25 protein-coding genes, 1 pseudogene and 1 riboswitch are annotated in these 19,687 nt (G+C 58.4%); of the genes and pseudogenes, 12 read left to right on the top strand and 14 right to left on the bottom strand.

What is annotated here, in order from left to right; translation table 11 throughout:
* Window positions 1-140: 140 nt before the first annotated feature.
* Entirely contained in the window at window positions 141-920 is a 780-nt protein-coding gene (locus IRT44_RS08750; RefSeq protein WP_230077769.1) for an undecaprenyl-diphosphate phosphatase, read from the top strand.
* Window positions 921-953: 33 nt separating this feature from the next.
* Here the strand turns inward: IRT44_RS08750 and IRT44_RS08745 are convergent, their stop codons facing one another.
* Together IRT44_RS08745 and IRT44_RS08740 are read right to left on the bottom strand one after the other, a co-directional pair.
* Entirely contained in the window at window positions 954-1,160 is a 207-nt protein-coding gene (locus IRT44_RS08745) for a hypothetical protein (protein ID WP_171565118.1), read from the bottom strand.
* Between the two features lie 35 nt (window positions 1,161-1,195).
* Window positions 1,196-1,582 carry a toprim domain-containing protein gene (locus IRT44_RS08740; RefSeq protein WP_171565119.1) on the bottom strand — a complete coding sequence of 129 codons (387 nt, stop codon included), beginning with the start codon at window positions 1,580-1,582 and terminating at the stop codon, window positions 1,196-1,198.
* A gap of 151 nt (window positions 1,583-1,733) precedes the next feature.
* On the opposite strand from IRT44_RS08740, the gene IRT44_RS08735 reads away from it, so the two are divergent.
* A complete protein-coding gene (locus IRT44_RS08735; protein ID WP_171565120.1) occupies window positions 1,734-1,892 on the top strand; it encodes a hypothetical protein in 159 nt (52 codons plus the stop codon).
* 301 nt (window positions 1,893-2,193) lie between these two features.
* Here the strand turns inward: IRT44_RS08735 and IRT44_RS19470 are convergent.
* Window positions 2,194-2,373: pseudogene (locus IRT44_RS19470) on the bottom strand (SixA phosphatase family protein); the annotation flags it as partial.
* A gap of 247 nt (window positions 2,374-2,620) precedes the next feature.
* Between IRT44_RS19470 and IRT44_RS08725 the strand changes: the two are divergent.
* Genes IRT44_RS08725 through IRT44_RS08715 form a run of 3 tightly spaced genes read left to right on the top strand, consistent with a single transcriptional unit; the run spans window position 2,621 to window position 5,762 of the window.
* Window positions 2,621-3,961, top strand: coding sequence for an ammonium transporter (locus tag IRT44_RS08725; RefSeq protein ID WP_230077768.1), 1,341 nt, complete (start codon window positions 2,621-2,623; stop codon window positions 3,959-3,961).
* A complete protein-coding gene (locus tag IRT44_RS08720) occupies window positions 3,858-5,024 on the top strand; it encodes a DUF294 nucleotidyltransferase-like domain-containing protein (protein ID WP_230077767.1) in 1,167 nt (388 codons plus the stop codon). The genes IRT44_RS08725 and IRT44_RS08720 overlap by 104 nt, the downstream gene beginning before the upstream one ends.
* A 12-nt stretch (window positions 5,025-5,036) precedes the next feature.
* Entirely contained in the window at window positions 5,037-5,762 is a 726-nt protein-coding gene (locus tag IRT44_RS08715; RefSeq protein ID WP_230077766.1) for an exonuclease domain-containing protein, read from the top strand.
* Between the two features lie 36 nt (window positions 5,763-5,798).
* Here the strand turns inward: IRT44_RS08715 and IRT44_RS08710 are convergent, their stop codons facing one another.
* From IRT44_RS08710 to IRT44_RS08675, 8 genes are all read right to left on the bottom strand, one after another.
* Window positions 5,799-6,515, bottom strand: coding sequence for an MOSC domain-containing protein (locus IRT44_RS08710; RefSeq protein WP_171565125.1), 717 nt, complete (start codon window positions 6,513-6,515; stop codon window positions 5,799-5,801).
* A 36-nt stretch (window positions 6,516-6,551) separates the two neighbouring features.
* On the bottom strand, window positions 6,552-7,352 hold the full coding sequence (locus IRT44_RS08705; RefSeq protein ID WP_171565126.1) for an NAD kinase: 801 nt from the start codon (window positions 7,350-7,352) through the stop codon (window positions 6,552-6,554).
* Between the two features lie 86 nt (window positions 7,353-7,438).
* The gene (locus IRT44_RS08700; RefSeq protein WP_171565128.1) at window positions 7,439-7,888 is read right to left on the bottom strand and encodes an NUDIX domain-containing protein; all 450 of its coding nucleotides are present in this window, start codon (window positions 7,886-7,888) and stop codon (window positions 7,439-7,441) included.
* Window positions 7,889-8,410: 522 nt separating this feature from the next.
* On the bottom strand, window positions 8,411-8,812 hold the full coding sequence (locus tag IRT44_RS08695) for a YugN family protein (protein ID WP_171565130.1): 402 nt from the start codon (window positions 8,810-8,812) through the stop codon (window positions 8,411-8,413).
* A gap of 133 nt (window positions 8,813-8,945) precedes the next feature.
* Window positions 8,946-9,890: a S1 domain-containing protein gene (locus IRT44_RS08690; RefSeq protein WP_171565132.1), complete on the bottom strand. Its 945-nt coding sequence runs from the start codon at window positions 9,888-9,890 to the stop codon at window positions 8,946-8,948.
* A 79-nt stretch (window positions 9,891-9,969) separates the two neighbouring features.
* Window positions 9,970-11,100 carry a glycine oxidase ThiO gene (thiO, locus tag IRT44_RS08685; RefSeq protein ID WP_230077765.1) on the bottom strand — a complete coding sequence of 377 codons (1,131 nt, stop codon included), beginning with the start codon at window positions 11,098-11,100 and terminating at the stop codon, window positions 9,970-9,972.
* Between the two features lie 178 nt (window positions 11,101-11,278).
* A riboswitch (TPP riboswitch) is annotated at window positions 11,279-11,391 on the bottom strand.
* A 62-nt stretch (window positions 11,392-11,453) separates the two neighbouring features.
* Window positions 11,454-11,735 carry an excisionase family DNA-binding protein gene (locus IRT44_RS08680; protein WP_171565136.1) on the bottom strand — a complete coding sequence of 94 codons (282 nt, stop codon included), beginning with the start codon at window positions 11,733-11,735 and terminating at the stop codon, window positions 11,454-11,456.
* Entirely contained in the window at window positions 11,686-13,047 is a 1,362-nt protein-coding gene (locus tag IRT44_RS08675; protein ID WP_230077764.1) for a glucose-6-phosphate isomerase, read from the bottom strand. Before IRT44_RS08675 ends, IRT44_RS08680 begins: the two co-directional genes overlap by 50 nt.
* Window positions 13,048-13,282: 235 nt before the next feature.
* On the opposite strand from IRT44_RS08675, the gene IRT44_RS08670 reads away from it, so the two are divergent.
* From IRT44_RS08670 to IRT44_RS08660, 3 genes are read left to right on the top strand one after another with little or no spacing between them, the layout of a single operon-like run.
* Window positions 13,283-14,557 carry an efflux RND transporter periplasmic adaptor subunit gene (locus IRT44_RS08670; RefSeq protein WP_212132645.1) on the top strand — a complete coding sequence of 425 codons (1,275 nt, stop codon included), beginning with the start codon at window positions 13,283-13,285 and terminating at the stop codon, window positions 14,555-14,557.
* Window positions 14,558-14,584: 27 nt separating this feature from the next.
* Entirely contained in the window at window positions 14,585-15,304 is a 720-nt protein-coding gene (locus IRT44_RS08665) for an ABC transporter ATP-binding protein (RefSeq protein WP_171565140.1), read from the top strand.
* Window positions 15,301-16,488, top strand: coding sequence for an ABC transporter permease (locus IRT44_RS08660; protein WP_171565141.1), 1,188 nt, complete (start codon window positions 15,301-15,303; stop codon window positions 16,486-16,488). The genes IRT44_RS08665 and IRT44_RS08660 overlap by 4 nt, the downstream gene beginning before the upstream one ends.
* Before the next feature lie 284 nt (window positions 16,489-16,772).
* On the opposite strand, the gene IRT44_RS08655 is transcribed toward IRT44_RS08660, so the two are convergent.
* From IRT44_RS08655 to IRT44_RS08645, 3 genes are all read right to left on the bottom strand, one after another.
* Window positions 16,773-16,952 (bottom strand): hypothetical protein, encoded by a 180-nt coding sequence (locus IRT44_RS08655; protein WP_171565142.1) that lies wholly within the window; start codon window positions 16,950-16,952, stop codon window positions 16,773-16,775.
* A 61-nt stretch (window positions 16,953-17,013) separates the two neighbouring features.
* Window positions 17,014-17,160 (bottom strand): hypothetical protein, encoded by a 147-nt coding sequence (locus tag IRT44_RS08650; RefSeq protein WP_212132644.1) that lies wholly within the window; start codon window positions 17,158-17,160, stop codon window positions 17,014-17,016.
* Window positions 17,157-17,429, bottom strand: a complete 273-nt coding sequence (locus IRT44_RS08645) for a DUF3886 domain-containing protein (protein ID WP_171565145.1) — start codon at window positions 17,427-17,429, stop codon at window positions 17,157-17,159. The genes IRT44_RS08650 and IRT44_RS08645 overlap by 4 nt, the downstream gene beginning before the upstream one ends.
* Window positions 17,430-17,517: 88 nt before the next feature.
* On the opposite strand from IRT44_RS08645, the gene sspK reads away from it, so the two are divergent.
* From sspK to IRT44_RS08625, 4 genes are all read left to right on the top strand, one after another.
* Window positions 17,518-17,652: a small acid-soluble spore protein K gene (sspK, locus tag IRT44_RS08640; RefSeq protein ID WP_230077763.1), complete on the top strand. Its 135-nt coding sequence runs from the start codon at window positions 17,518-17,520 to the stop codon at window positions 17,650-17,652.
* A gap of 42 nt (window positions 17,653-17,694) precedes the next feature.
* Window positions 17,695-18,057: a DUF3905 domain-containing protein gene (locus IRT44_RS08635; protein WP_212132643.1), complete on the top strand. Its 363-nt coding sequence runs from the start codon at window positions 17,695-17,697 to the stop codon at window positions 18,055-18,057.
* 89 nt (window positions 18,058-18,146) lie between these two features.
* On the top strand, window positions 18,147-18,446 hold the full coding sequence (locus IRT44_RS08630; RefSeq protein ID WP_171565147.1) for an iron-sulfur cluster biosynthesis family protein: 300 nt from the start codon (window positions 18,147-18,149) through the stop codon (window positions 18,444-18,446).
* Window positions 18,447-18,563: 117 nt separating this feature from the next.
* Window positions 18,564-19,682 (top strand): site-2 protease family protein, encoded by a 1,119-nt coding sequence (locus IRT44_RS08625; RefSeq protein WP_171565148.1) that lies wholly within the window; start codon window positions 18,564-18,566, stop codon window positions 19,680-19,682.
* Window positions 19,683-19,687 lie beyond the last annotated feature (5 nt).

Genomic DNA, 19,687 nt, shown 5'->3' with positions numbered 1-19,687 from the left:
CTAATCAGGCAAGTCCGGCCGACGGTTGCAATATGTATGGATTGTACCGGTTGTACCTGTTTTGATGTGTAACCAACTGATGACGACTGTCGTAATTACCAGCAGTTATTTCCAGTCTAAATAGATGGGAGCGACTCGTGATGCTTGTGCTTCTGGAACATATCATTCTCGGCATTGTTCAGGGGTTGACGGAGTTCCTGCCGATTTCCAGCACCGGTCATCTGGTGCTGTTCCGCAAGCTGTTCGGTCTGCAGGAAGCCGGCCTGCTCTTTGACACGATGCTTCACTTTGGGACGCTGATCGCCGTCGTCATTGTGTTTTGGCCGGAGATTCGTCACGTCCTGATTAACCCGACCGGCAAACTGGCCCGCCTGCTGGTCGTCGGCACCATTCCCACTGCCGTCATCGGCCTGACATTTGAAGACTATTTTGAGGAGATTTCCCGGACCGGTGTGACGATCGGGTGGGAGTTTCTCGCCACCGGCGTGATTATCTGGGGAGTGGAATCAATGCGCAGGGGGACGCGGAAGTTCGACGAGATCAACTACACAGACGCCCTGATCATCGGTACGCTGCAAGGCGCCGCCATCCTGCCCGCCATCTCCCGCTCCGGCCTGACAATTGCCGGTTCGCTTATGCGCGGCATCAATCGCGCCGATGCAGCTCGCTTTTCTTTTTTGCTGTCGCTTCCGGCCATTCTGGGAGCTACCGGACTGCAGACGCTCAAGCTGGTCAGGCAACCGGTGGAAACGGCCGCGATGATTCCGATGCTGGTGGGTACGATGTGTGCCGCCATCGCCGGATACGTGGCCATACGCTGGATGCTGAAGATCATCAGCACCGGCTCGATGAAAGGCTTTGCCGTTTACGTCTGGATCCTGGGCATTATCATCCTCGGCATGCAGTATTTCGGCGGATAGCCAAACAATAAGCCGGCGCTGCCGCCGGCTCTTTCACTTTATGTGCTCCTTGTCTCCGTACCGGCTGGCCACCAGTTTGGCCACCAGCAGCACGAGGCCGTAAAACGCCGTAGCCAGGAGCGATGTGGCCAGCCAGGTGGCGGTCCCCAATAACAGGTAGAGCAGGACGTGAGCGACAAAAATGCCCAACAGCCAGATCCCGATGTTCATCCGGTTGATAAAGGCGACCAGACTGCGCAACCAACAGACACCTCCCACTTGTGCAGATACTGTTGTTATTGCCCCTGCGGCCGCTTCTTATCCCCGTCCGGCCAAACTTCCGGGTCCCGCTGTCGGTCCTGCACCTGAAAGCCCGCCCGCTCCAGAATTTCGGCCAGCACATCCAACGGTGTGTTGGCCACCTGGGCAAACATCCGCCTTGTATGCAAATGCTGGGCGTGGGGAAAATCGTCCGATAGCTGCCTGCGCAATTTTTTTCCGCTGTGGTCCTCATCCGTAAACACGTACACCTCGTCGGCCGTCTCCAGTTTTTCCGCAAGCCGCCCCGCCTTGTCCGCGCTGTACGACCCGTATGTGCAGTAAATCAATACCGGTTCGGCCAAAACCTGCAGAAGCCGCTCCCTGTCCGTTTTTCCCTCGACAATAATGACACGTTCTTCCACGCGGCCACGCCTCCTTTTCCAGCGAGGTGATACGTTTAGTATACCCGTTACATAAGCGGCCGGAAATAGACCGCCGGGAACATCTGGCTGCGTAACACAGACGCCTGCCGGGGGAAGCTAGAGGTGAACCAGGGGGAAAGGAGCGTGCACCATGGCACAGTGGAAAAGCGCCAAAAATTTGAACCAGAAAGGCTTGGCTGTCACCGGCCTGACGAGCAGCACAATCGCTGACGACACGCACACGGAAGACAACCAGGGAACTTCGCAGCAGCGCAAGCAGAAGGAGCAGCCCGAGCCCCGGCCCATGTAAGGACCGCTTGTCTCTCAAACAGCCGTCTTATACAAGGCGGCTGTTTTGGTACCGACGGAGCGAATCGCTTCCCGCAGTTACCCGTTTTGTCATCCTTCCCACACCCTGCTGACCTCCCGCAATTCTGTGCCGTCAAATGACAATCGGTAGATATCGGGCATGGAAAGTTGTTGCCAGAATGCTCGTCTTCCCACACCCGTGCGACAGCGTATTGAAAATCCTCCACGGGTTTATCAGACAAGATTCTTTCCTTGAACCCTTCCTCGATCTCCACCGCTTTCCCAATGGAATGTGCTATGCCTTCGACGGTTTGAATCGCTCGTCTGTACGGACTTGATATGACATGATCGACGTTTTTCCGCTTGAGCAATTCGGTTACTTTTTTCGCGTCCAGGCAGCCGCGCTCGGACAATGGCCGGTTTCTTTCATCCGGCGTATAAACGGAATGGGCGTGCCGCACAAGATACAGATTGGTTCCCATCAGATGCTCCCCCCAGGGATTCCCATATTTTGTTTTATTGTATCATTTCGGATCCATCTTGACGTGTACCTTAACCCGACACCGACATGTTCGTCCCGGACGGTGCAGTGATTGTCATCATTTCATCTCTTTGCAGAGATGTACGAGCCTTGCGAAAAAATGATTGCATTCCACCATCTCACGTCATATAATCTAACATAAAAAATTAACATGTCAGATTATCTGACACAAAAAAGGAGTGGATTACATGGAACCGACACTGCCTCTTCTCGCTTCCGCAGTGGATGCCACCTGGGTGATGGTCTCCGCCATTTTGGTGATCTTCATGCAGGCCGGATTCGCGCTGTTGGAGGCTGGGTCGACGCGCATGAAAAACGCCGGACACATCGCCGGCAAGACGGTCCTGACGTTTGGAATCTGCACCTTGGCGTTTTGGGCCCTGGGCTTCGGCCTGACGTTTGGCAACGGCAATTCGTTCATCGGACTGACCGGCTTTTTCTTCAACGGAACGGAGGAACAGGCGGCTGCGGCCTACGAATCCCTTTCCTTCGCCAACATTCCGGTCGGGATCAAGTTCCTGTTTCAACTGGCTTTTGCCGGCGTCTCCCTCTCCATCGCCTGGGGCGGCTTCGCCGAGCGCGCCAAACTTTCTGTCTACGTCGTTTTCGGAATATTGTATACGATCTTAATTTATCCGGTTGTCGGCCATTGGATCTGGGGGGGCGGATGGCTGGCGGAACACGGCAAACAGGATTTTGCCGGATCGACGGTCGTCCACCTGACCGGAGCAACCGCCGCTCTCGTCGCCACCATCCTGCTCAAGCCGCGCCTCGGCAAGTACAACAAAGACGGCAGTTCCAACTTGATACCCGGTCACAATCAGGTCTACACCACGCTGGGGGTCATCATCTTGTGGATTGGCTGGTTTGGCTTCAACGCGGGGTCTGCGTTTGGCTCCGTCTCCGGCCTCTTTGGCCATGTGGCGCTGACGACCAACCTCGCGGCCGCGTCCGGTGCGGTTGCCGCTCTGGTCATCGCGTGGGCTGTCACGGGGAAAGCAGACATCCCGAGCATGCTGAACGGCGTGCTGGCCGCCCTGGTGGCAATCACCGCTTCCTGCGCGTTTGTGGAACCGTGGGCTGCGATTGCCATCGGGTCCGTGGCAGGTATTCTTACATTCTATACTGCCATCTGGTTTGATCGGATGGGCATTGACGATCCAATCTACGCCTTCTCCGTCCACGGCATCGCCGGCATCTGGGGAACGCTGTCCAACGGCTTTTTTGCCGCTCCCGCCCTGGTCGAAAAAGTGGGCGTCGGGATGCCGGGCCTGTTCTACGGCGGCGGCTTCCACCAACTGGGCGTTCAGGCGTTGGGTGTATTTGCCGCGCTGGTGTATGTGCTTGTCGCTTCGTACGTCATTCTCGCCATCATGAAGAAAACGATGGGACTTCGCGTAACCGAAGAAGAAGAGGTGATGGGCCTTGACCTTAGCGAACACGGGGGATACGGATATCCCGAACTGCTGCAATCGGAACGCCCTTACGTTTCCGCCCCACAAAGGCGATCCACTCATTCTCTCACTTGAGGATTGTCACCGCATCGCGGACGCCGGTTCGTTTCAGGAACTGCTCTCCCTGCGCCGGGAGCTCTTGGACCTGTACCGGTTGGAAGGGATGAATCGGGCTGGGGAAATGGCACCGTACGCCGTGACTGTCAATCTGATCCACGACAAGGTGATCCGCCAGGGCGTGCTGCTCGCCGTGCGCCACCTGGCGAAAATGGGCGTAGGCACGCCGCCCGTCCCGTTCGCCTTTCTCCAGTTTGGCAGCGGCGGGCGAAGCGAGCAGGCCGTCATCAGCGATCAGGACAACGGACTTGTCTACCGGATTCCGGACGGCATGGACAAACGGGAGATGGAGCGTGTGGAAAACTACTTTCACCTGCTGGGGGCTGCCATCGTGCAGGGCTTGGAACAAGTAGGCTATCCGCCCTGCCGGGGCAACGTCACCTGCGTGTCGGCCCGCTGGCGCGGCAGCACGGACCAATGGATGGAGCGCCTCGCCGCCTGGGCTGCCGATCCGGTGTGGGAGCACACCCGCTATCTCCTGTTGGTGGGCGACGCCCGCATCCTCTGGGGGGAGCCGGATGTGGTCGCCCCGCTGATCAAGCAGTACCGGAGGCTGCTCGCCCACAACCCGATTCTGATCGGCAGGCTTGTGAGCAACACCCGCTTCCACCGGATTCCGCTCACGTGGTTGGGCCGGATCGCTCCGGACATCACCGGCCGCTATCAGGGCGCGATCAACCTGAAATACGGTGTGTATCTGCCGATCGTCAACGTCGTCCGCCACTTCGCCCTGGCTCACGGCATTCACGCCGCCTCCACGCTGGAGCGGCTGGCTGCCCTGCGGGAAGCAGGCATCTGGCCGGTGGCGTTCTGCCGGGAGGTGGAGCACCACTTCCGGCTGCTGCTGGGCCTTAGGCTGATCGCTCCGCTGCACTGGCGGGACGGCACCTACGCCAGCAACAGCTACGTCAAACTGTCGGAACTGTCGTCAGATACGCTCTCAATGCTGCGCGAGGCAATGAAGCTGGCGCTGCGGCTGCAGAAATGGACAAAAAAAATGCTGGCCGCGTACCCGGAGTAGGGAGGTGCCGGCATGCACACCAGAGACCTGTGGGAACGCTTGCGGCAGATGAGCCGGGCCGCTGAGACAGTTCGAATGCCGTCAGCGGACCGGAACCTTGGCAATCCGGGGCTAATCGCCTTTCTCCGCTCGCTGCGGCGCGAACGAAAGGAAGCGGAGGGCCGGCTGCCGCTCGCCGATTTGGAAGTGGTCGTCGTCGATCTGGAGACGACTGGCTTTTCCCCTGACCGCGGTGACACCATCCTCTCCATCGGTGCCGTGGCGATGCGGGGAGACCAACTGCTTTTGGGAGAATCGTTTTACAGCCTGGTCGACCCCGGCCGGCCGATTCCTCCCCACATCGCCTCCCTTACCGGGATACGCGACGAGATGGTTCGCACCGCGCCCGATCCGGCTGCCGCGCTCCAGCGCTTTTTCCAGTTTGTCGGCGACCGGCCGCTGGTCGCCCACCACTCCCGCCACGAGCGGCAGTTTTTTCGGGCGGCGTTATGGAAACATGGCCGCCGGCGGTTTACGCATCGGCTGCTGGACACCATGCTGTTGGTCCGCGTGTCTGGCGAGGTGATCGGCAACAGCTCGCTGGACGCCCTGTGCGCCGCCCACGGCATTCACATCTCCCGCCGTCACCACGCCTACTGCGATGCCGTCGCCGCCGCCTCGCTCTGGGGGATCTACCTGAGAAAGGCGATTGAGCAGGGATATACCGATTTGGGGGAGATCTACGAGGAACTCAGATAAAAAGGCTGTCCGTCAGTCTTGTCGGACAGCCTTCCGTCATGGTTCTTCCACAAATACCTCGTCGCCTTCCGACACCCGCCCCTGGGTGACGACGGACGCGTACACGCCGAAGTGGTTGCGGTGCCGCTTTACCACCGTTTTCAGCACAGCCGGATGCAGCTCCAGCGTATCCGGGTCGATGTTGATGGAGATGCAGCGTTCGCAAGGCTTGTTCACCTGCAGTTCCACGTCATTGATGCGCAGCCGCCTGCCCAGCCAGGCATCCTCGGCAAACGGCGTGTCCTCATCCAGCACGACTACAAAATTGGCCCGAAAGCGGCGAGGGTCCAGACTCTCCCGGCCAATCAGGCGGGCGATCTCCCGCAGCGAGGCATCGGTCACCAGCAGGATGTGATCTTCCCAGTTTTCTCCGCCTTCACGCGGTGTGCTGCGCACAGCAGTCACCGGCCGTCCCGTCGTCTCAGCCACCCTGGCGAACAGCGTCTCCTCCCAGCCGTACACGGTACCGTCCGGCGCGGTCACGCGCACCTCCGGATAGGCGTCCTCGCCGCTCTCCGCTGCCAGCCGGGCGGTGAAGCCCAAGACGCCCGGAACTGCATCCGCACTGAGATACTTGCCGTTCCTGTCCCGGAAGTAATAGCCCCGGTCGCCGTACACGCCAAATGCGTCCACGCGGCACGTCGTCAGCCGCTCGCCGCCCATAGCCTTGACGGGATGACGAAAAATCGCCGCAAGCGTCCCCGCTTTTTTCATCCCAGCCGCCTCCTCCGCCTGTTTTCCAGCGTTTCTCTATCCCGTAATGAACGAATTGCGCACCCGGCTCCAAAACGTGAGCCGCTTGTAGCGGGCAAACTTCACTTTGTCCACGCCGACGCGGCAGGTGATGGAGCACACGTCCTGCCAGACTGCCTGCTCCCGGTCCAACCCGATCATGATCTGTGGATTCATCACGATCAGTTCGACCTCGTGGTGCTTGGGCAGCACCAGCGAGCTGTTGATCGTCCGGTAGGCCTGATTGTTGATCGATGCGATCTCCGAGAGCTGAATCGCTTCGATGGAAGGATGGACGAGCGCTCCGTTCACCGCTTTGTTGTACGCCGTGCTTCCAGACGGGGAAGAGACGATCAGGCCGTCTCCGCGAAACGTCTCAAACTCGTCGCCGTTTATGTACACACAGGCCACCAGCGTGGACAGGGACGCATTGCGGATCACCAGTTCGTTGAGCGCCCATTTGTGAATGATGCGGCCGTCGCGGGTCAGAATGCGGCACGAAACGGTGGGGTATTCGGCGACAAACGGCTTCGTCTGCTCTTTGAGAGCCTGTACGAACGCATCCAGCTCGTTTGGCCGCCAGTCCGCGTAAAAGCCCAAATGGCCGGTGTGGATGCCGACGTATGTCGGTTCAAAGCCGTATTGATGCACCGCTTCCAACAGCGTTCCGTCCCCGCCGATGGAGAGCACGAGATCAGGCGTCTCGCCCTCTTCCCGGACAAAGCAGTACGGGCTGTCCTCGCCCAGCAGTTTTTCCTTCAGCTCCCGTTCTACCTCCCGGGAGTAGTCGTCATTCCGCAGTACGGTGGCAATTTTCATGGTGGTCTACCCTCACTTTACGCACATACATGCCTGCTATTCACAATGTTACAGGAACACTCCGGTGGCCGGGATGCCGACGCGGGCTACCAGCGCTCCGCCGCAAAACGGCCGGAGCGAAACTCCTCCAGCCGCCGCCTCGTCGCAGGCGACAACTGCTCCGGCAATTCTGACCAAGCAAAAAAGCGCATATCCGCCACTTCCGGGTCAGACTTTGGCCGTTCATGCTGGCGGTACCGGGTGACGTGGAACAGCGCGATGTGATCCCGCTTCCCTTCCCGCTCGCTGTAGTAGAGGTGGCAGATCCTCATCTCGCTCGCCTCTATGCCGCACTCTTCCCACAGCTCACGCCGGGCCGCCTCCAAAAACGTCTCTCCCTTTTTCACTCCTCCGCCCGGCAAATACCATCCGCTCACATACGTGTGGCGCACCAGCAGCACGCCTTTTTCATCGTCCGTGACAATCAGCCGGACACCCAGCGTCAGCGGCCTGCGGATACGCCAATACAGTTTGAGCAGCGGGTAGTACCAGGCCATCGTTTTCCACTCCCTGTGATTCCATTCCTGTTGCTACCATTCTACACTACCGCGAAATCCACCGCCATAGCAGGCACACGGCAGGTCAGCGCAGTGCCAGATGGCAGAATCAGGAATTGCAATCCGGTGTTATTCGCAAAAAACGGGCCCTATTCTGGGCCCGTTACAGACTGAAGACAAACGGTTCATTGAGTTAGCGTCCACAAAAAATGATTTCCAGGCCGGAAGGCCTGCCCATTCATCAACCGAAGCGGAAGACAATGGGCATCGCATGGAGGGATGGGCCAAGCGAGCTCCTTTGACGACCGGCTCAGCGGAAAAACGAAGACGCGGGGACCAACAGGGGACACAAGTCTCACTTCCTCGAAATACCCAGATGTTTGTCCCCTGCCCGCGTCTCGTTTTGGAGCGGACATCATCCGCTTCTTTGCTGGGCGTCAAGCGAGCGAGCGGGGCCGATCTCCCATGCGCCGCGGACTTTGTCTACACGCTGAAACGGGCCCTATTCTGGGCCCGTTAATGCTAGGCAAACCGTTTTTCCAACTCCCGGACAATCGCCTCCGCCTTGCGCATCCAGACCTGTTCCACAGGTGCGTCCTTGTCCACCGGCTCCTGAAACTGGTTCATGGCAGCCGAGGCGACAGGCGAGTAATAGCCGATGTCTTCCTCCACACCGGTCTGGTAGACGTGTTTCAGCACAAACGGCGTCCCCAGTTCCAACCAGGCGTCCGGGCTGTCCAGTTCCCCTTCCATGACCGTCACCGGCAGCCGCAGATACACCATCCCCTGATCGTCCAGCTTGCGGTCAAAATACCCCCGGTGGTAATCCCAGTTGGCCAGGGTAAAGCCGTCCGGTTCGAGCGATTCGCGAAAGAATCCAAACGTGCCTCTCGTACCCGCCAAACTGCTTTCAATCGGTTGCATCTCCATCCCTGCCTTTTTCGGATTCTACCCGGTAGTGTGCGACAAACGGCGCGGTTGTACTCAAACATCGGTGAAAATGGAAAAAGCCTCCCGCCGGATACAGCCCGGCAGAGGCTTCGTGCTGGTGTTATGGTCAAATGAGGGAAATCGACAGCAGGGTAAACAGGGCCAGAGGAATCACCTTGCGGCGGCAACGGCGCTTTTTCTTCTTGTGAACAGGCACTCTGAACACGCCGAACGGAACAGGGTAGAAGTATGGATAGCTGGGGTATGGGTATGGACTGAAATCAGTATACGGGCTTACCTGGGAATACGGGTTGCCGTACAAATTGATGTTGTTTTGCAGCGTGACGTTGCCCTGGGGTCCAGCGGTTTCGTAGGGACTGACCGCTTCGTACGGACTTACCATTTCGGCAGGTTGTTCAAACGGTGCGGTTTGCTCGTAGGGGCTCACCATTCCCTCAGATTTGCCGGACGGACCGGCTGACTCAAAGGGACTCACCATCCCGTACGGACTCTCAGCGGGGCCGGTCTCGTAGGGACTTACCATCCCGTACGGACTGACGTTGGGACCCATCTCGTAAGGACTTACCATCCCGTACGGGCTGACGTCAGGCCCCATCTCGTATGGGCTTACCATCCCGTACGGACTGACATTCGGCCCCACTTCGTAGGGACTCACCATCCCGTACGGACTGACGCCGGGCCCCATCTCGTAGGGACTTACCATCCCGTACGGACTGACGTTGGGACCTGTCGTACCGTATGGACTGACGGCACTCTCCCGAGGCGGACATCCGTCTTGCGGTCGTGATTTTTGCGGATACCGGCTGGAGACCGGCTCCACGGCTCCCATAACATCGGCCGGCCCCTCATCGTTTTCCTCAATTTCCACGTAGACGTGGAAATCGTCAACATCGAGAATTTTGCCCTCGTACACGCGACCGTCCATCGCTTCGATCCGTACCTTTTGCCGCGCGTGCTTCTTGCAAATCTCCTGCACGGTTTCACGCATATCCTTTAACATGCTGACCGCCGCCGGTTCAGCCTGAAACAGTTGTTTTTGCGACGACTCCATGAAAACTCCTCCCCTTTTGTCGTTTCTGTATTACGATATACGCCTGCGTGTGGGGAGGTGTCTATTTTTCCAGGCAAGTCTAGCCCATTTTGCGGCCTTGTGACACGACACTCGTAAAGCGTTCGGGCAAAAACGGTTCCAGCCGTTCTGTCCGTCCCTGTTCCAGATAATCCGCCATCAGCTTGGCTGTGATCGGAGAAAGCAGAATGCCGTTGCGAAAGTGTCCGCCGGCGAGCGACAATCCCGACCATCCCGGCACCGGCCCCAACAATGGTTTGCCGTCGGCGGTAGCCGGGCGCAGTCCCGCCCATGCTTCCAAAAACGGGGCCGATGAGAGCGCCGGCACATACGGCATCACGCCGTTCAGCACGCCGGTCAAGCCTTCCAGCGTGACCTCCCGCTGGAAGCCGGCCTCGTCTTCCGTAGCGCCGAGGACGATTTTGCCGTCCCGTTTGGGCGTGATATAGCCCGTGCTGCCAAAAATCACTGTGCGCAGCGGAATCCCCGCCGAGTCGACCGCTGCGATCTGTCCACGCACCGGGAGAACGGGAATGGACAGCCCCAGCCAGCCCATCGCGATGCCGGCCCACGCCCCGGAGGCGATAATGGTTTCGTCGGCAAAGAGCGATCCCGCAGTCGTCTCGACGCCCACCACCCGGCTTCCTTCCGCGACGAAGCCCGTCACCACGCAGCCGGAAAGCAGCGTCACGCCCCGCCGCTTGCACGCCGTCACCAGTGCCTGCAGCAGCATCCGGTTGTTGACATGCCCTTCGGATGGCGAGTGGATCGCCGCGATCGCCCGATCCGTCAACAGCGGTTCAACGTCGCGGATGGCCGCTCCGGTCAGCCAGCGGACATCGTAACCGCTCTCCCGCTGCCAGGTGAACTTTGCGCGCAACTGCTCCGCTTCCTCTTCCGTCAACGCCACGGTCAACAGCCCGTCGATGCAAAGCTGCACATCTCTGCCCGCCTCTGCTTCCAGCTCCGCCGCCCATTCCGGGTAGAGGCGAAGCGACTCGATGCCCAAATCAAGCAGCGGGCCTGGCTGGGAAAATTCCTTGAGCGGAGCCAGCATGCCGGCCGCTGCGGAAGACGCCTGGCCGCCCCACGCCCCCTGCTCTGCCACCGTGACGGACAACCCGCGCCGCGACAGCTCATAAGCCAAACTTAATCCGATGATGCCTCCGCCTACAATCAAACAATTCGTCATGGTTCTTCCTCTCCTCGATGGAACTGCGCCCCGCCCTGCTCAAGCGGCGAAGCCTGGGTAAACGCGCTGTTCTCCTGCCACCCCGCTGATGCCGCCCCACCGGACGAAAGCATGCAAAAAGCCCACCTTCCCCGGCAGGAAAGGTGGGCCGATGCACATCCGCAAACACAGACTGCTCTTTTGCTTGCAACCACTTCCCTGCGCCAGCATGATCTGGATCAGGTGCAAAGGGTCGACGGTCATCGCTTCCGTCCTCTCAGCCCTGCGTGATGGACTCCCCCAGTAGCTTTCCGTTATGTCGTTTACACCCTTCAGTATAGACCTGCGGCCGCTCCCTGGCAAGAGCGCGGCGCTCAGTCCTCGTCTTTCACATCGTAGCTTTCAGGAATGGGCTCGTTTCGGGTCGCCTCCTCCCATTCCCTCAGTTTGCGGATCTGTTCCAGATGATGTTGAAACTGGTCCTTGTTGATCAGGTATTCTTCGCCGTTGTGAACGGCACGGATGCGTCCCTCGCGGATTTTTTCCAGAATAAACGTCTCCGGCAGTTCCAGGTAGGCAGCGGTCTCGGACACAGTCAGGTACGTCTTATTGCTTTCCACGCAGTCTCGCTTCCAGTGCTGCTTTTTGCTGTTCATACCCCGGTTTGCCCAGCAGGGCGAACATGTTCGCCTTGTAGGCTTCCACTCCGGGTTGGTCAAACGGGTTGACCCCGAGCAGATATCCGCTAATGCCGCATGCCTTTTCAAAGAAGTAGATCAGCTCACCGAGATGGTAGGCCGTCGCTTCCGGAATTTCCACCACGAGGTTGGGCACGCCGCCGTCCACATGGGCCAGGAGCGTTCCTTCAAAAGCTTTTTTGTTGACGAAGTCCATGCCCTTGCCGGAGAGAAAATTCAACCCGTCGAGATCGTCCGGATCTTCGCAGATCGTAACGTCCACCGCCGGCTTGGACACAGCCACCACTGTTTCAAACAGGTGGCGCATGCCGTCCTGGATGTATTGTCCCAGCGAGTGCAGATCGGCGGAGAACTCGGCAGATGCAGGAAAAATCCCCTTGCCGTCCTTGCCCTCCGACTCGCCGAACAGCTGCTTCCACCACTCGGCAAAATAGCGGAACTGCGGCTCGTAGCTGACCAGCAGCTCGACGGTTTTGCCTTTGCGGTAGAGCGCGTTGCGGACAGCCGCGTACTGGTAGCACGGATTGTCTTCCAGAACAGGCGTCAGGTAACGCTCGCGGGCAGCAGCAGCGCCCTGCATCAGCGCATCGATATCGGCGCCGCTCACGGCAATCGGCAAAAGACCTACTGCAGTCAGCACGGAGTAGCGTCCGCCGACGTCGTCGGGGATGACGAACGTTTCGTACCCTTCCTCGTCAGCCAGCCGTTTCAACGCGCCTTTCGCCTTGTCCGTAGTCGCGTAGATGCGTTTTTTCGCTTCCTCACGTCCGTATTTTTTCTCCAACCAGGCGCGGAACAGACGAAACGCGATGGCCGGTTCCGTCGTGGTGCCCGATTTGGAGATGACATTAATGGACACGTCTTTCCCTTCGAGAACATCCATCAGATGGGAGACGTAGACCGGGCTGATATTGTTGCCGACGAAGTAAATCTCCGGCGTGCGCCGTTTGGACTTGGGCAGCAGGTTGTAAAAGTGGTGGCCCAGCACATCCACGACGGCTTTGGCCCCCAGGTACGAACCGCCGATCCCGATGACCAGCAGCACATCAGACTCCGCTTGAATTTTCGCGGCTGCCTGTTTGATCCGTTCATATTCATCCTTGTCATAGTGAATGGGCAAATCGACCCAGCCGAGAAAATCACTGCCAGCCCCCGTCTTGTTGTGCAACAACTCGTGTGCCTGTTTGATTGCAGGGGCAAGCTGTGTCCATTCGTGCGGCCGGACAAAGCCCAGAGCATTCGAGCAGTCGAAACGAAGAACTTGGTTCATGGTTCCCTCCATAAAAAGACATGTTTGTATCTGTTTCTCATCTTATCATGTTTACCTTTGAGCCGGCAGAGAAAGAAGTCGGATCTGTCCTGCGGCGAAGAAATCTGCCGCATAATTGTGAACATTTTGTGAACGATTCCAACCCAATTGTTACCTTTTCCCTTCAGCCGCGTAAAACCATTCGAATCTTATCATTTGAATCTTATATCATGATGGATCAAGGAGACAGGATCGTATGAAAAAACGCTGGTGGATCGTCGGCTCCGTCGCTGTCGTACTGGGCGTGGGAGCCGCAAGCATGGCCCTGTTGGGCTCACCGCAGGGAGCAGGAATGCCTGTAAGCGTGGGAAAGGTCACCACGGCCGCGCTGGAGACCAAGGTACTCACCTCCGGGATCGTCACTGTCGCAGACAAGCAACGGGTATACGCCAATGTCAGCGGAATCCTGCGCGAGTTTGCCGTGAAGGAGGGGGATGTCGTCAAAAAGGGACAGGTCATCGGCAAGATCGACACGTCTGACGTGGAAAGCCGGATCATGGAGATCGACGCGCAGATCGAACTGGCCCGGGCCAACCTGTCCAAGGCACAGGCCGGCAGCGAACCGGAAGAACTGGCGCAGGAGCGGGAGCGCGTCGCCCAGGCGGAGCGGGATTACGACAATGCCAAACGGGAGTACGAGCGCATCCGGCAGCTGCATGAGTCAGGCGCCACTACCCAGCAGGAGCTGGACAAGGCGAAGGCGCAGCTGGACTCGGCGCTGTCTCAACTCAACGTGACCAGGCAGCAGTACGCGCTGAAACAAAAAGGGCCGCGCAAGGAAGAGATCGCCTCCCTGCAGGCACAGATCAACTCCCGCCTGGCGGAGAAGGCCCTGTTGGAAAAAGAACGCGTGCAAAGCGTGCTGGTCGCCCCGACCGACGGCACAGTCATCGACCGGGCCGCAGAAAACAGCCAATACGTGAACAAGGGAACGGAAATCCTGACGATCGCCAATCTGAACCACCTGTTGATCGAAGCGGACATCAACGAGTCCGACGTCAGCAAGATCAAACTCGGGCAGACTGCGGTGATCGAAGGCAGCGCGCTGGGCAAGCAAAGGCTGAACGCCAAGGTGATCCGCATCTCCCCGATCGCCGTCACGACGCCAAACAGCTCGGGACAAGGAGAAAAGACCCGGGTAAAAGTGACGCTGGAACCAAGCGGAGACTTGTCCGCCTTGAAACCTGGCTTTCACGTCGACATCGACATATCCGTGCAAAAGATCGACAACGCCCGGCAGGTGCCGATCGAAGCGGTGCAGCAGGAAGCGGACGGCAGCACGTTTGTCTGGGTGGCGGAAAACGGCGCGGCGAAAAAGCGGAAAGTGACCGTGGGCGTGGAAAACGAGCTGTTCGCTGAGATCACGTCGGGATTGAAAGGGGACGAACAAGTGATTCTCGGTCCGTTTGACACCCTCCAGGAGAACGCACCGGTCCTCCCATCCGAGGAACCGCAGAATTCGGGCATCTAACCTGTTCGGAAGAAAGGAGGTCGACCGATGCTGCACGTCGAAGGCCTGACAAAATCGTACAAGACGGGCGAGTCGGTACTGCCCATCCTGAAAGGTGTCTCGCTCACCGTGGAAAAAGGGGAATTCGTCGCCATCATGGGGCCGTCCGGCTCCGGCAAATCGACATTCATGAACATGCTCGGCTGCCTCGACAGACCTGATTCCGGCACCTACACGCTGGACGGGATTGAAGTCAGCAAACTGTCCGACAAGCAGCTCGCGCAGGTGCGCAATCAAAAAATCGGCTTCGTCTTTCAATCCTTTAATCTCCTGCCCCGTTCCACGGCGCTGCACAACGTGGAACTGCCGATGATGTACGCCGGTGTAGGACGGTCGGAACGGCGAAAACGGGCACTGGAAGCGCTGGAGCGGGTCGGACTGGCTGAACGCGTCCACCACAAGCCGACACAGCTCTCCGGGGGGCAGCGGCAGCGCGTGGCCATTGCCCGCGCGCTGGTAAATCGGCCGTCCATCCTGTTGGCTGACGAGCCGACCGGCAACCTGGACAGCCGCTCCGGCACCGAAATCATGGCCATGTTTCAGGAACTGCACAGCCAGGGCGTCACCATCATCCTGGTTACGCACGAGCCGGACATCGCCCAGCACGCGGAACGCATCGTCACATTCAAGGACGGCGTCATCATCCGCGACGAACGGGTGGAAAACCGGCTGATTGCCGTTCCGTCCGACGAGGTGATCACGACATGAACGTCTGGGAAAGTTTTCGCACCGCCCTGGAAGGCATTTGGGCAAACAAGATGCGCTCCGGCTTGACTATGCTGGGGATCGTGATCGGGATTACTTCAGTGATCGCCGTCACCGCCCTGGGGGAAGGCGGACAGAAAGCCATCATCAGCGAGATGGAGAAATTCGGTCAAAACTCGTTCAACGTCTTTGTTGATTACAACAGCAAGCAAGAGCATGCGCCGGAAGACCTTACGGTAGAGGACGCCGACGTGCTGAGCAAAATCAGTCCCAACATCGAACACATCGTGCCGATGAACCAATCCATGGCAATGCTCAAGGGACCAAAAAAGGAAGAGCGCGTCAACCTGTATGCCACGACGGCCGATTTTCCCAAGGTGCAGCCGACCATTAAAGTGTCCAAAGGACGTTTTTTCAGCGCCGCCGATGACAAGGAACTGCGGGCGGTGATCGTTCTGGAGGAAGAACTGGCACAGAAGCTGTTCGGCCAGATGAACCCGTTGGGCCAGCGCGTCCGCATGGGCAGCACCTCGCTGGTGGTGATCGGCACGTTCAAGGAAGACAAGTTTCGCTTTGACGTGGAGCAGTCCTACAGCGCCTACCTGCCCATCCGGTTTGACCAGAGCCGCTACGAAGAGCCATGGGTCAGCTACCTGATCGGCAAGGCCACCGACAAGGAGTCGGTCAATGCCGCCATGCAGCAGGCGATCCAGTACCTGAGCCGCAAGCACCAGAAAGAAAGCCACTACCGGGCCGTGAGCATGCAGCAGCAGGTCAGCCAGTTCAACCAGGTGACCGGCATACTGACGACGGTGTTCAGCGTGATCGCGGGCATTTCGCTGGTCGTCGGCGGCGTGGGCGTCATGAACATCATGCTCGTCTCCGTCACCGAGCGGACCCGCGAGATTGGCATTCGCAAAGCGCTGGGAGCGCGACGAAGTGACATTCTCGTCCAGTTTCTGATCGAGTCGGTGATCGTCTGCCTGATTGGCGGGCTGATCGGCGTCCTGTTCGGTCTTGGCACCGCCGCGCTGATTTCCTACTTTGCCAAACTGCCGCCGCTCATGTCCTGGAACAGCGTGTTGATCGCCTTTGCCTTTTCCAGCGCGATCGGCATCTTCTTTGGCCTCTACCCGGCCAACAAGGCCGCCAAGCTGGACCCGATCGAGGCGCTGCGATACGAATAACGACGCCTTCGCGGGGCACTTTCGCCCAACCGCACGGAAGCGTCCGCCTGCCTGATGGACATATCCCGAATCGAACGCAAAAAAAGCACCTGTAAGCGCTGAAGTGCACTCCATATTGCAGACTGATCAGATCAGCATGTCTCGCCGCCGCACGAAGAACGTCTTCAGCTCAACAAAAAAGCAAACGCCTGCAGCGTACAGGCGTCAGCTTGCTGCCCAACGGCAGGGCGTTTCTTCATGTCTGCATCTATGGGAGTTTGACCATAGCGCTTGCAGGTGCTTTTTCAATAGAGCGCCGGAGTGTCCGTGACCAGTTTCAGGAGAAAAAAGAGCGTTATCCCCACGCTGGCCACCGTCCACCAGAGCCATTTGCTTTCGGGCTTGCCCTCCTTGTATATGCCGATCAGCCGCCAAGTGCCTACCGCCACGCAGAAGATGCTGACAAACAGCAGGATTGTCCCCATGGGGCTCCCCCTTCCCTTCTTATAGCTATATGGGAAAGGCGGGGAAAAAATCCCTGTACGCCTATCTGTCCTTTTTCCCCAGTCGGGACAAGATTTCGCGTCCCCGCTCCTTGAGTGATTCATCCTTGAGTGTGAGCTGCCGCTTTTTCATCAGGCCGTTTTTCGACGTGTCCGGCCGCTGCCTCCGTCCGTCCGCGCCCGCCGTCAATTGTACTTGCCTCCGCCTTTTTTCTCATACTCTTCCAGCAGTTCGGCAAAGCTCTTGTTGCGCTCCCGCTCTTCCTGCTCCCGCCGTCTGCGCTCCGCTGCTTCCTGTTCTTCCCGCTCGCGGGCCGCTTTTACCTCCCGCTCCAGCATTTTCAGCTTGTCTAACGCTTCCTGGCTCAGCATCTCTTTCAGGTTCAGACCCGTTTTCACCTCCGCGGCAGCCGGTTGTGCCGTCGGCCGCTGCGGTTGGCGCCGCTGTTTCTTCGCCATGGTCCATTCTCTCCTTTCACCGTTTGCTTGTTCATCATTACTGCTGCTTCCGGTCATACTAACACCAAGCGACACAAGAGGAGGGCAGATGATGGTACGCAATAAGGAAAAAGATTTCGGCAAGTCCCCCGGAATCAGCAGGCCGAAAGCCCAGTCCGAAGCGATCCGCTCTGACGGCTCCATCAATAGTGAACCACAAGAGCGGCTAAAAGAAAACCGGTAAGAGCAACAGGCGCAAAACCTTCGCCCGGAGGAGATGCTCACGATGGACCGCAAGCAAAAGACGGAACAAAAGACGGAAGTGAATAAAGACGTCTCGATCGATGGCACGCTTCCCCATCAGATTAACGCACCTGATTTTAAAAACTCGACCCGCTCCATGCAAAAACCGTTCGTCAACGAACACGGCGTCGTGATCGGCGACAGCTTTTACAATTCACCCGAATCGCCGCTCAACCAGTGGAGCACAGAGACAGACCCGTTCGTCATGGCCGGCGACAAATGGGTTCACCCGACCAATGACATCGGCTGGAATACGACGGAAAACAAGGAGCTGCTGGAAGACAAGCCGCCCAAAGGAGTGCCGTTCATGCACCCGACTCACGACGTCAGCATGGGCAAGGATTGACGAGAACATGCGCCGCTGTGCCATCAGCGGCGCTTTTTCCCGTATATGGTACAATAGATGGACATGATCTGTGAGAGAGGAGTTCCATCATGAGCATCCACGTGACCATCGAACCGGCGTTTGCCCAGGCCTACCAGCGATACGCTGGATTCCGCCCCGGCGACACGCTGCGCTTGTACGTCCGCACGGGCGGTCCCGGCACCGGCGGCCTGTTTTATGCGATTGAAAAAGACGAGGAGCAGCCGGGCGACGCAATCTTTGAGGTGGAGGGTATGCGCTTTGTCATTCGCCCGAACGACTTCTGGTACTTTGACGGCGCCGAACTGCGCTACAACGCCTTGTACGGGGAATACGGCTTTACCTTTCACAATCCGCGGCTGGACACATAGACACTTCAGCAGCCGCCCGACCGGGCCCGAGATCAGCCGCCCCCTTGCCGGGAAACTTTTCCCGCCGTTGTACGTATACCGAATAGAGTCTAGCATTACCGTTCGGGAGGAACTGGCATGAACAAAACCAGGTCAGCTCTGGTAATCCTTGGCGTTTTTCTGCTGACCAAACTGAAATGGGTTGTAGGACTGTTAAAATTTTCAAAGTTCGGCACGACGCTGCTGTCGATGCTCATCAGCCTGTGGGTGTACGCCTGGATGTACGGGTGGAAATTCGCAGCGGCTCTCGTCTATTTGATATTTGTCCATGAAATGGGGCACGTCATCGCTGCCAAACGCAAGGGGATCAAGGTATCGCCTGCGGTGTTCATTCCCTTTGCCGGCGCGTTTATTGCGATAAAGGACCAGCCGCGTGACGCCGCCACTGAAGCGTATTTGGCATACGGCGGACCGCTGGCTGGCATGCTTGCCTTTTTGCCTGCCCTTCCCCTTTATTGGTGGACGCATGATCCGTTCTGGGTGCTGGTCATCTATCTCGGTGCGTTGCTCAACCTGTTTAACCTGCTGCCCGTATCGCCGCTGGACGGCGGACGGGTCGTCTCTGTGCTGTCCACCAAAATCTGGTTGATCGGCCTGCTGGCGCTGGGGTTCATGATGTTTGTCAGCCCCAGCCCGATGATCGTCATCATTTTTATCTTCGGAGCGATGACCTGGTGGAGCCGTGCGCGGGAAGGGTACCGGCAGCGCGTGCTGCGTTATGAAAAGGAAAAGCTGGAAGGCGTACTGCAGGAGATTGCCCACTGGCCGCAGCTCGACTCGTCGATTGAGACCCGGGAACGGCTCAGCGCCGAAAAACAGAAGGCTTTTGCCATCCCGGTTCCCAAAGGGTTCGCTATCCCGTTTTTGCAGGATGACAAACGTTTTGTCCGCGAACGCATCGCCATGGACAAAGAGTATGCGGATCGGATCTGGGAATTGTTCCGGAAGTGGGAGCACGAACCGGTGCTGTTTGTAGACGGTGATCCGTCCCGTCCCGCTCCCTCTCCGCTGCTCACCGAAGCAGAACAGACCACCCGCCAACAGCTGGCCCGGGTGGAGGAGCAGCTGCACCGTCTGACCACGTATTACGAGGCACCTGCCTCCACCAAGTGGAAAGTGCTGGTCGCCTATCTCGCCCTGGCCGGCGTACTCTCCGCCTTTTTCGTCTACGGCCAGCACCTGCTGGGCGTGCGCTGACAAGC

This window comes from Brevibacillus sedimenti (assembly GCF_020923495.1).
Lineage (GTDB): Bacteria > Bacillota > Bacilli > Brevibacillales > Brevibacillaceae > Brevibacillus > Brevibacillus aydinogluensis.
Note: the sequence above shows the minus strand (reverse complement) of the source record. Positions and strands in the feature narration are given on the sequence as shown.

What these genes read in the sequence shown, in the direction of transcription:
- IRT44_RS08750 (WP_230077769.1), top strand. Translation starts at nt 141, where the DNA reads ATGCTTGTGCTTCTGGAACATATCATTCTCGGCATTGTTCAGGGGTTG.
- IRT44_RS08735 (WP_171565120.1), top strand. Translation starts at nt 1,734, where the DNA reads ATGGCACAGTGGAAAAGCGCCAAAAATTTGAACCAGAAAGGCTTGGCT.
- IRT44_RS08725 (WP_230077768.1), top strand. Translation starts at nt 2,621, where the DNA reads ATGGAACCGACACTGCCTCTTCTCGCTTCCGCAGTGGATGCCACCTGG.
- IRT44_RS08715 (WP_230077766.1), top strand. Translation starts at nt 5,037, where the DNA reads ATGCACACCAGAGACCTGTGGGAACGCTTGCGGCAGATGAGCCGGGCC.
- IRT44_RS08710 (WP_171565125.1), bottom strand. Translation starts at nt 6,515, where the DNA reads ATGAAAAAAGCGGGGACGCTTGCGGCGATTTTTCGTCATCCCGTCAAG.
- IRT44_RS08705 (WP_171565126.1), bottom strand. Translation starts at nt 7,352, where the DNA reads ATGAAAATTGCCACCGTACTGCGGAATGACGACTACTCCCGGGAGGTA.
- IRT44_RS08700 (WP_171565128.1), bottom strand. Translation starts at nt 7,888, where the DNA reads ATGGCCTGGTACTACCCGCTGCTCAAACTGTATTGGCGTATCCGCAGG.
- IRT44_RS08695 (WP_171565130.1), bottom strand. Translation starts at nt 8,812, where the DNA reads ATGCAACCGATTGAAAGCAGTTTGGCGGGTACGAGAGGCACGTTTGGA.
- IRT44_RS08690 (WP_171565132.1), bottom strand. Translation starts at nt 9,890, where the DNA reads ATGGAGTCGTCGCAAAAACAACTGTTTCAGGCTGAACCGGCGGCGGTC.
- thiO (WP_230077765.1), bottom strand. Translation starts at nt 11,100, where the DNA reads ATGACGAATTGTTTGATTGTAGGCGGAGGCATCATCGGATTAAGTTTG.
- IRT44_RS08680 (WP_171565136.1), bottom strand. Translation starts at nt 11,735, where the DNA reads ATGAACAGCAAAAAGCAGCACTGGAAGCGAGACTGCGTGGAAAGCAAT.
- IRT44_RS08675 (WP_230077764.1), bottom strand. Translation starts at nt 13,047, where the DNA reads ATGAACCAAGTTCTTCGTTTCGACTGCTCGAATGCTCTGGGCTTTGTC.
- IRT44_RS08670 (WP_212132645.1), top strand. Translation starts at nt 13,283, where the DNA reads ATGAAAAAACGCTGGTGGATCGTCGGCTCCGTCGCTGTCGTACTGGGC.
- IRT44_RS08665 (WP_171565140.1), top strand. Translation starts at nt 14,585, where the DNA reads ATGCTGCACGTCGAAGGCCTGACAAAATCGTACAAGACGGGCGAGTCG.
- IRT44_RS08660 (WP_171565141.1), top strand. Translation starts at nt 15,301, where the DNA reads ATGAACGTCTGGGAAAGTTTTCGCACCGCCCTGGAAGGCATTTGGGCA.
- IRT44_RS08655 (WP_171565142.1), bottom strand. Translation starts at nt 16,952, where the DNA reads ATGGGGACAATCCTGCTGTTTGTCAGCATCTTCTGCGTGGCGGTAGGC.
- IRT44_RS08645 (WP_171565145.1), bottom strand. Translation starts at nt 17,429, where the DNA reads ATGGCGAAGAAACAGCGGCGCCAACCGCAGCGGCCGACGGCACAACCG.
- sspK (WP_230077763.1), top strand. Translation starts at nt 17,518, where the DNA reads ATGATGGTACGCAATAAGGAAAAAGATTTCGGCAAGTCCCCCGGAATC.
- IRT44_RS08635 (WP_212132643.1), top strand. Translation starts at nt 17,695, where the DNA reads ATGGACCGCAAGCAAAAGACGGAACAAAAGACGGAAGTGAATAAAGAC.
- IRT44_RS08630 (WP_171565147.1), top strand. Translation starts at nt 18,147, where the DNA reads ATGAGCATCCACGTGACCATCGAACCGGCGTTTGCCCAGGCCTACCAG.
- IRT44_RS08625 (WP_171565148.1), top strand. Translation starts at nt 18,564, where the DNA reads ATGAACAAAACCAGGTCAGCTCTGGTAATCCTTGGCGTTTTTCTGCTG.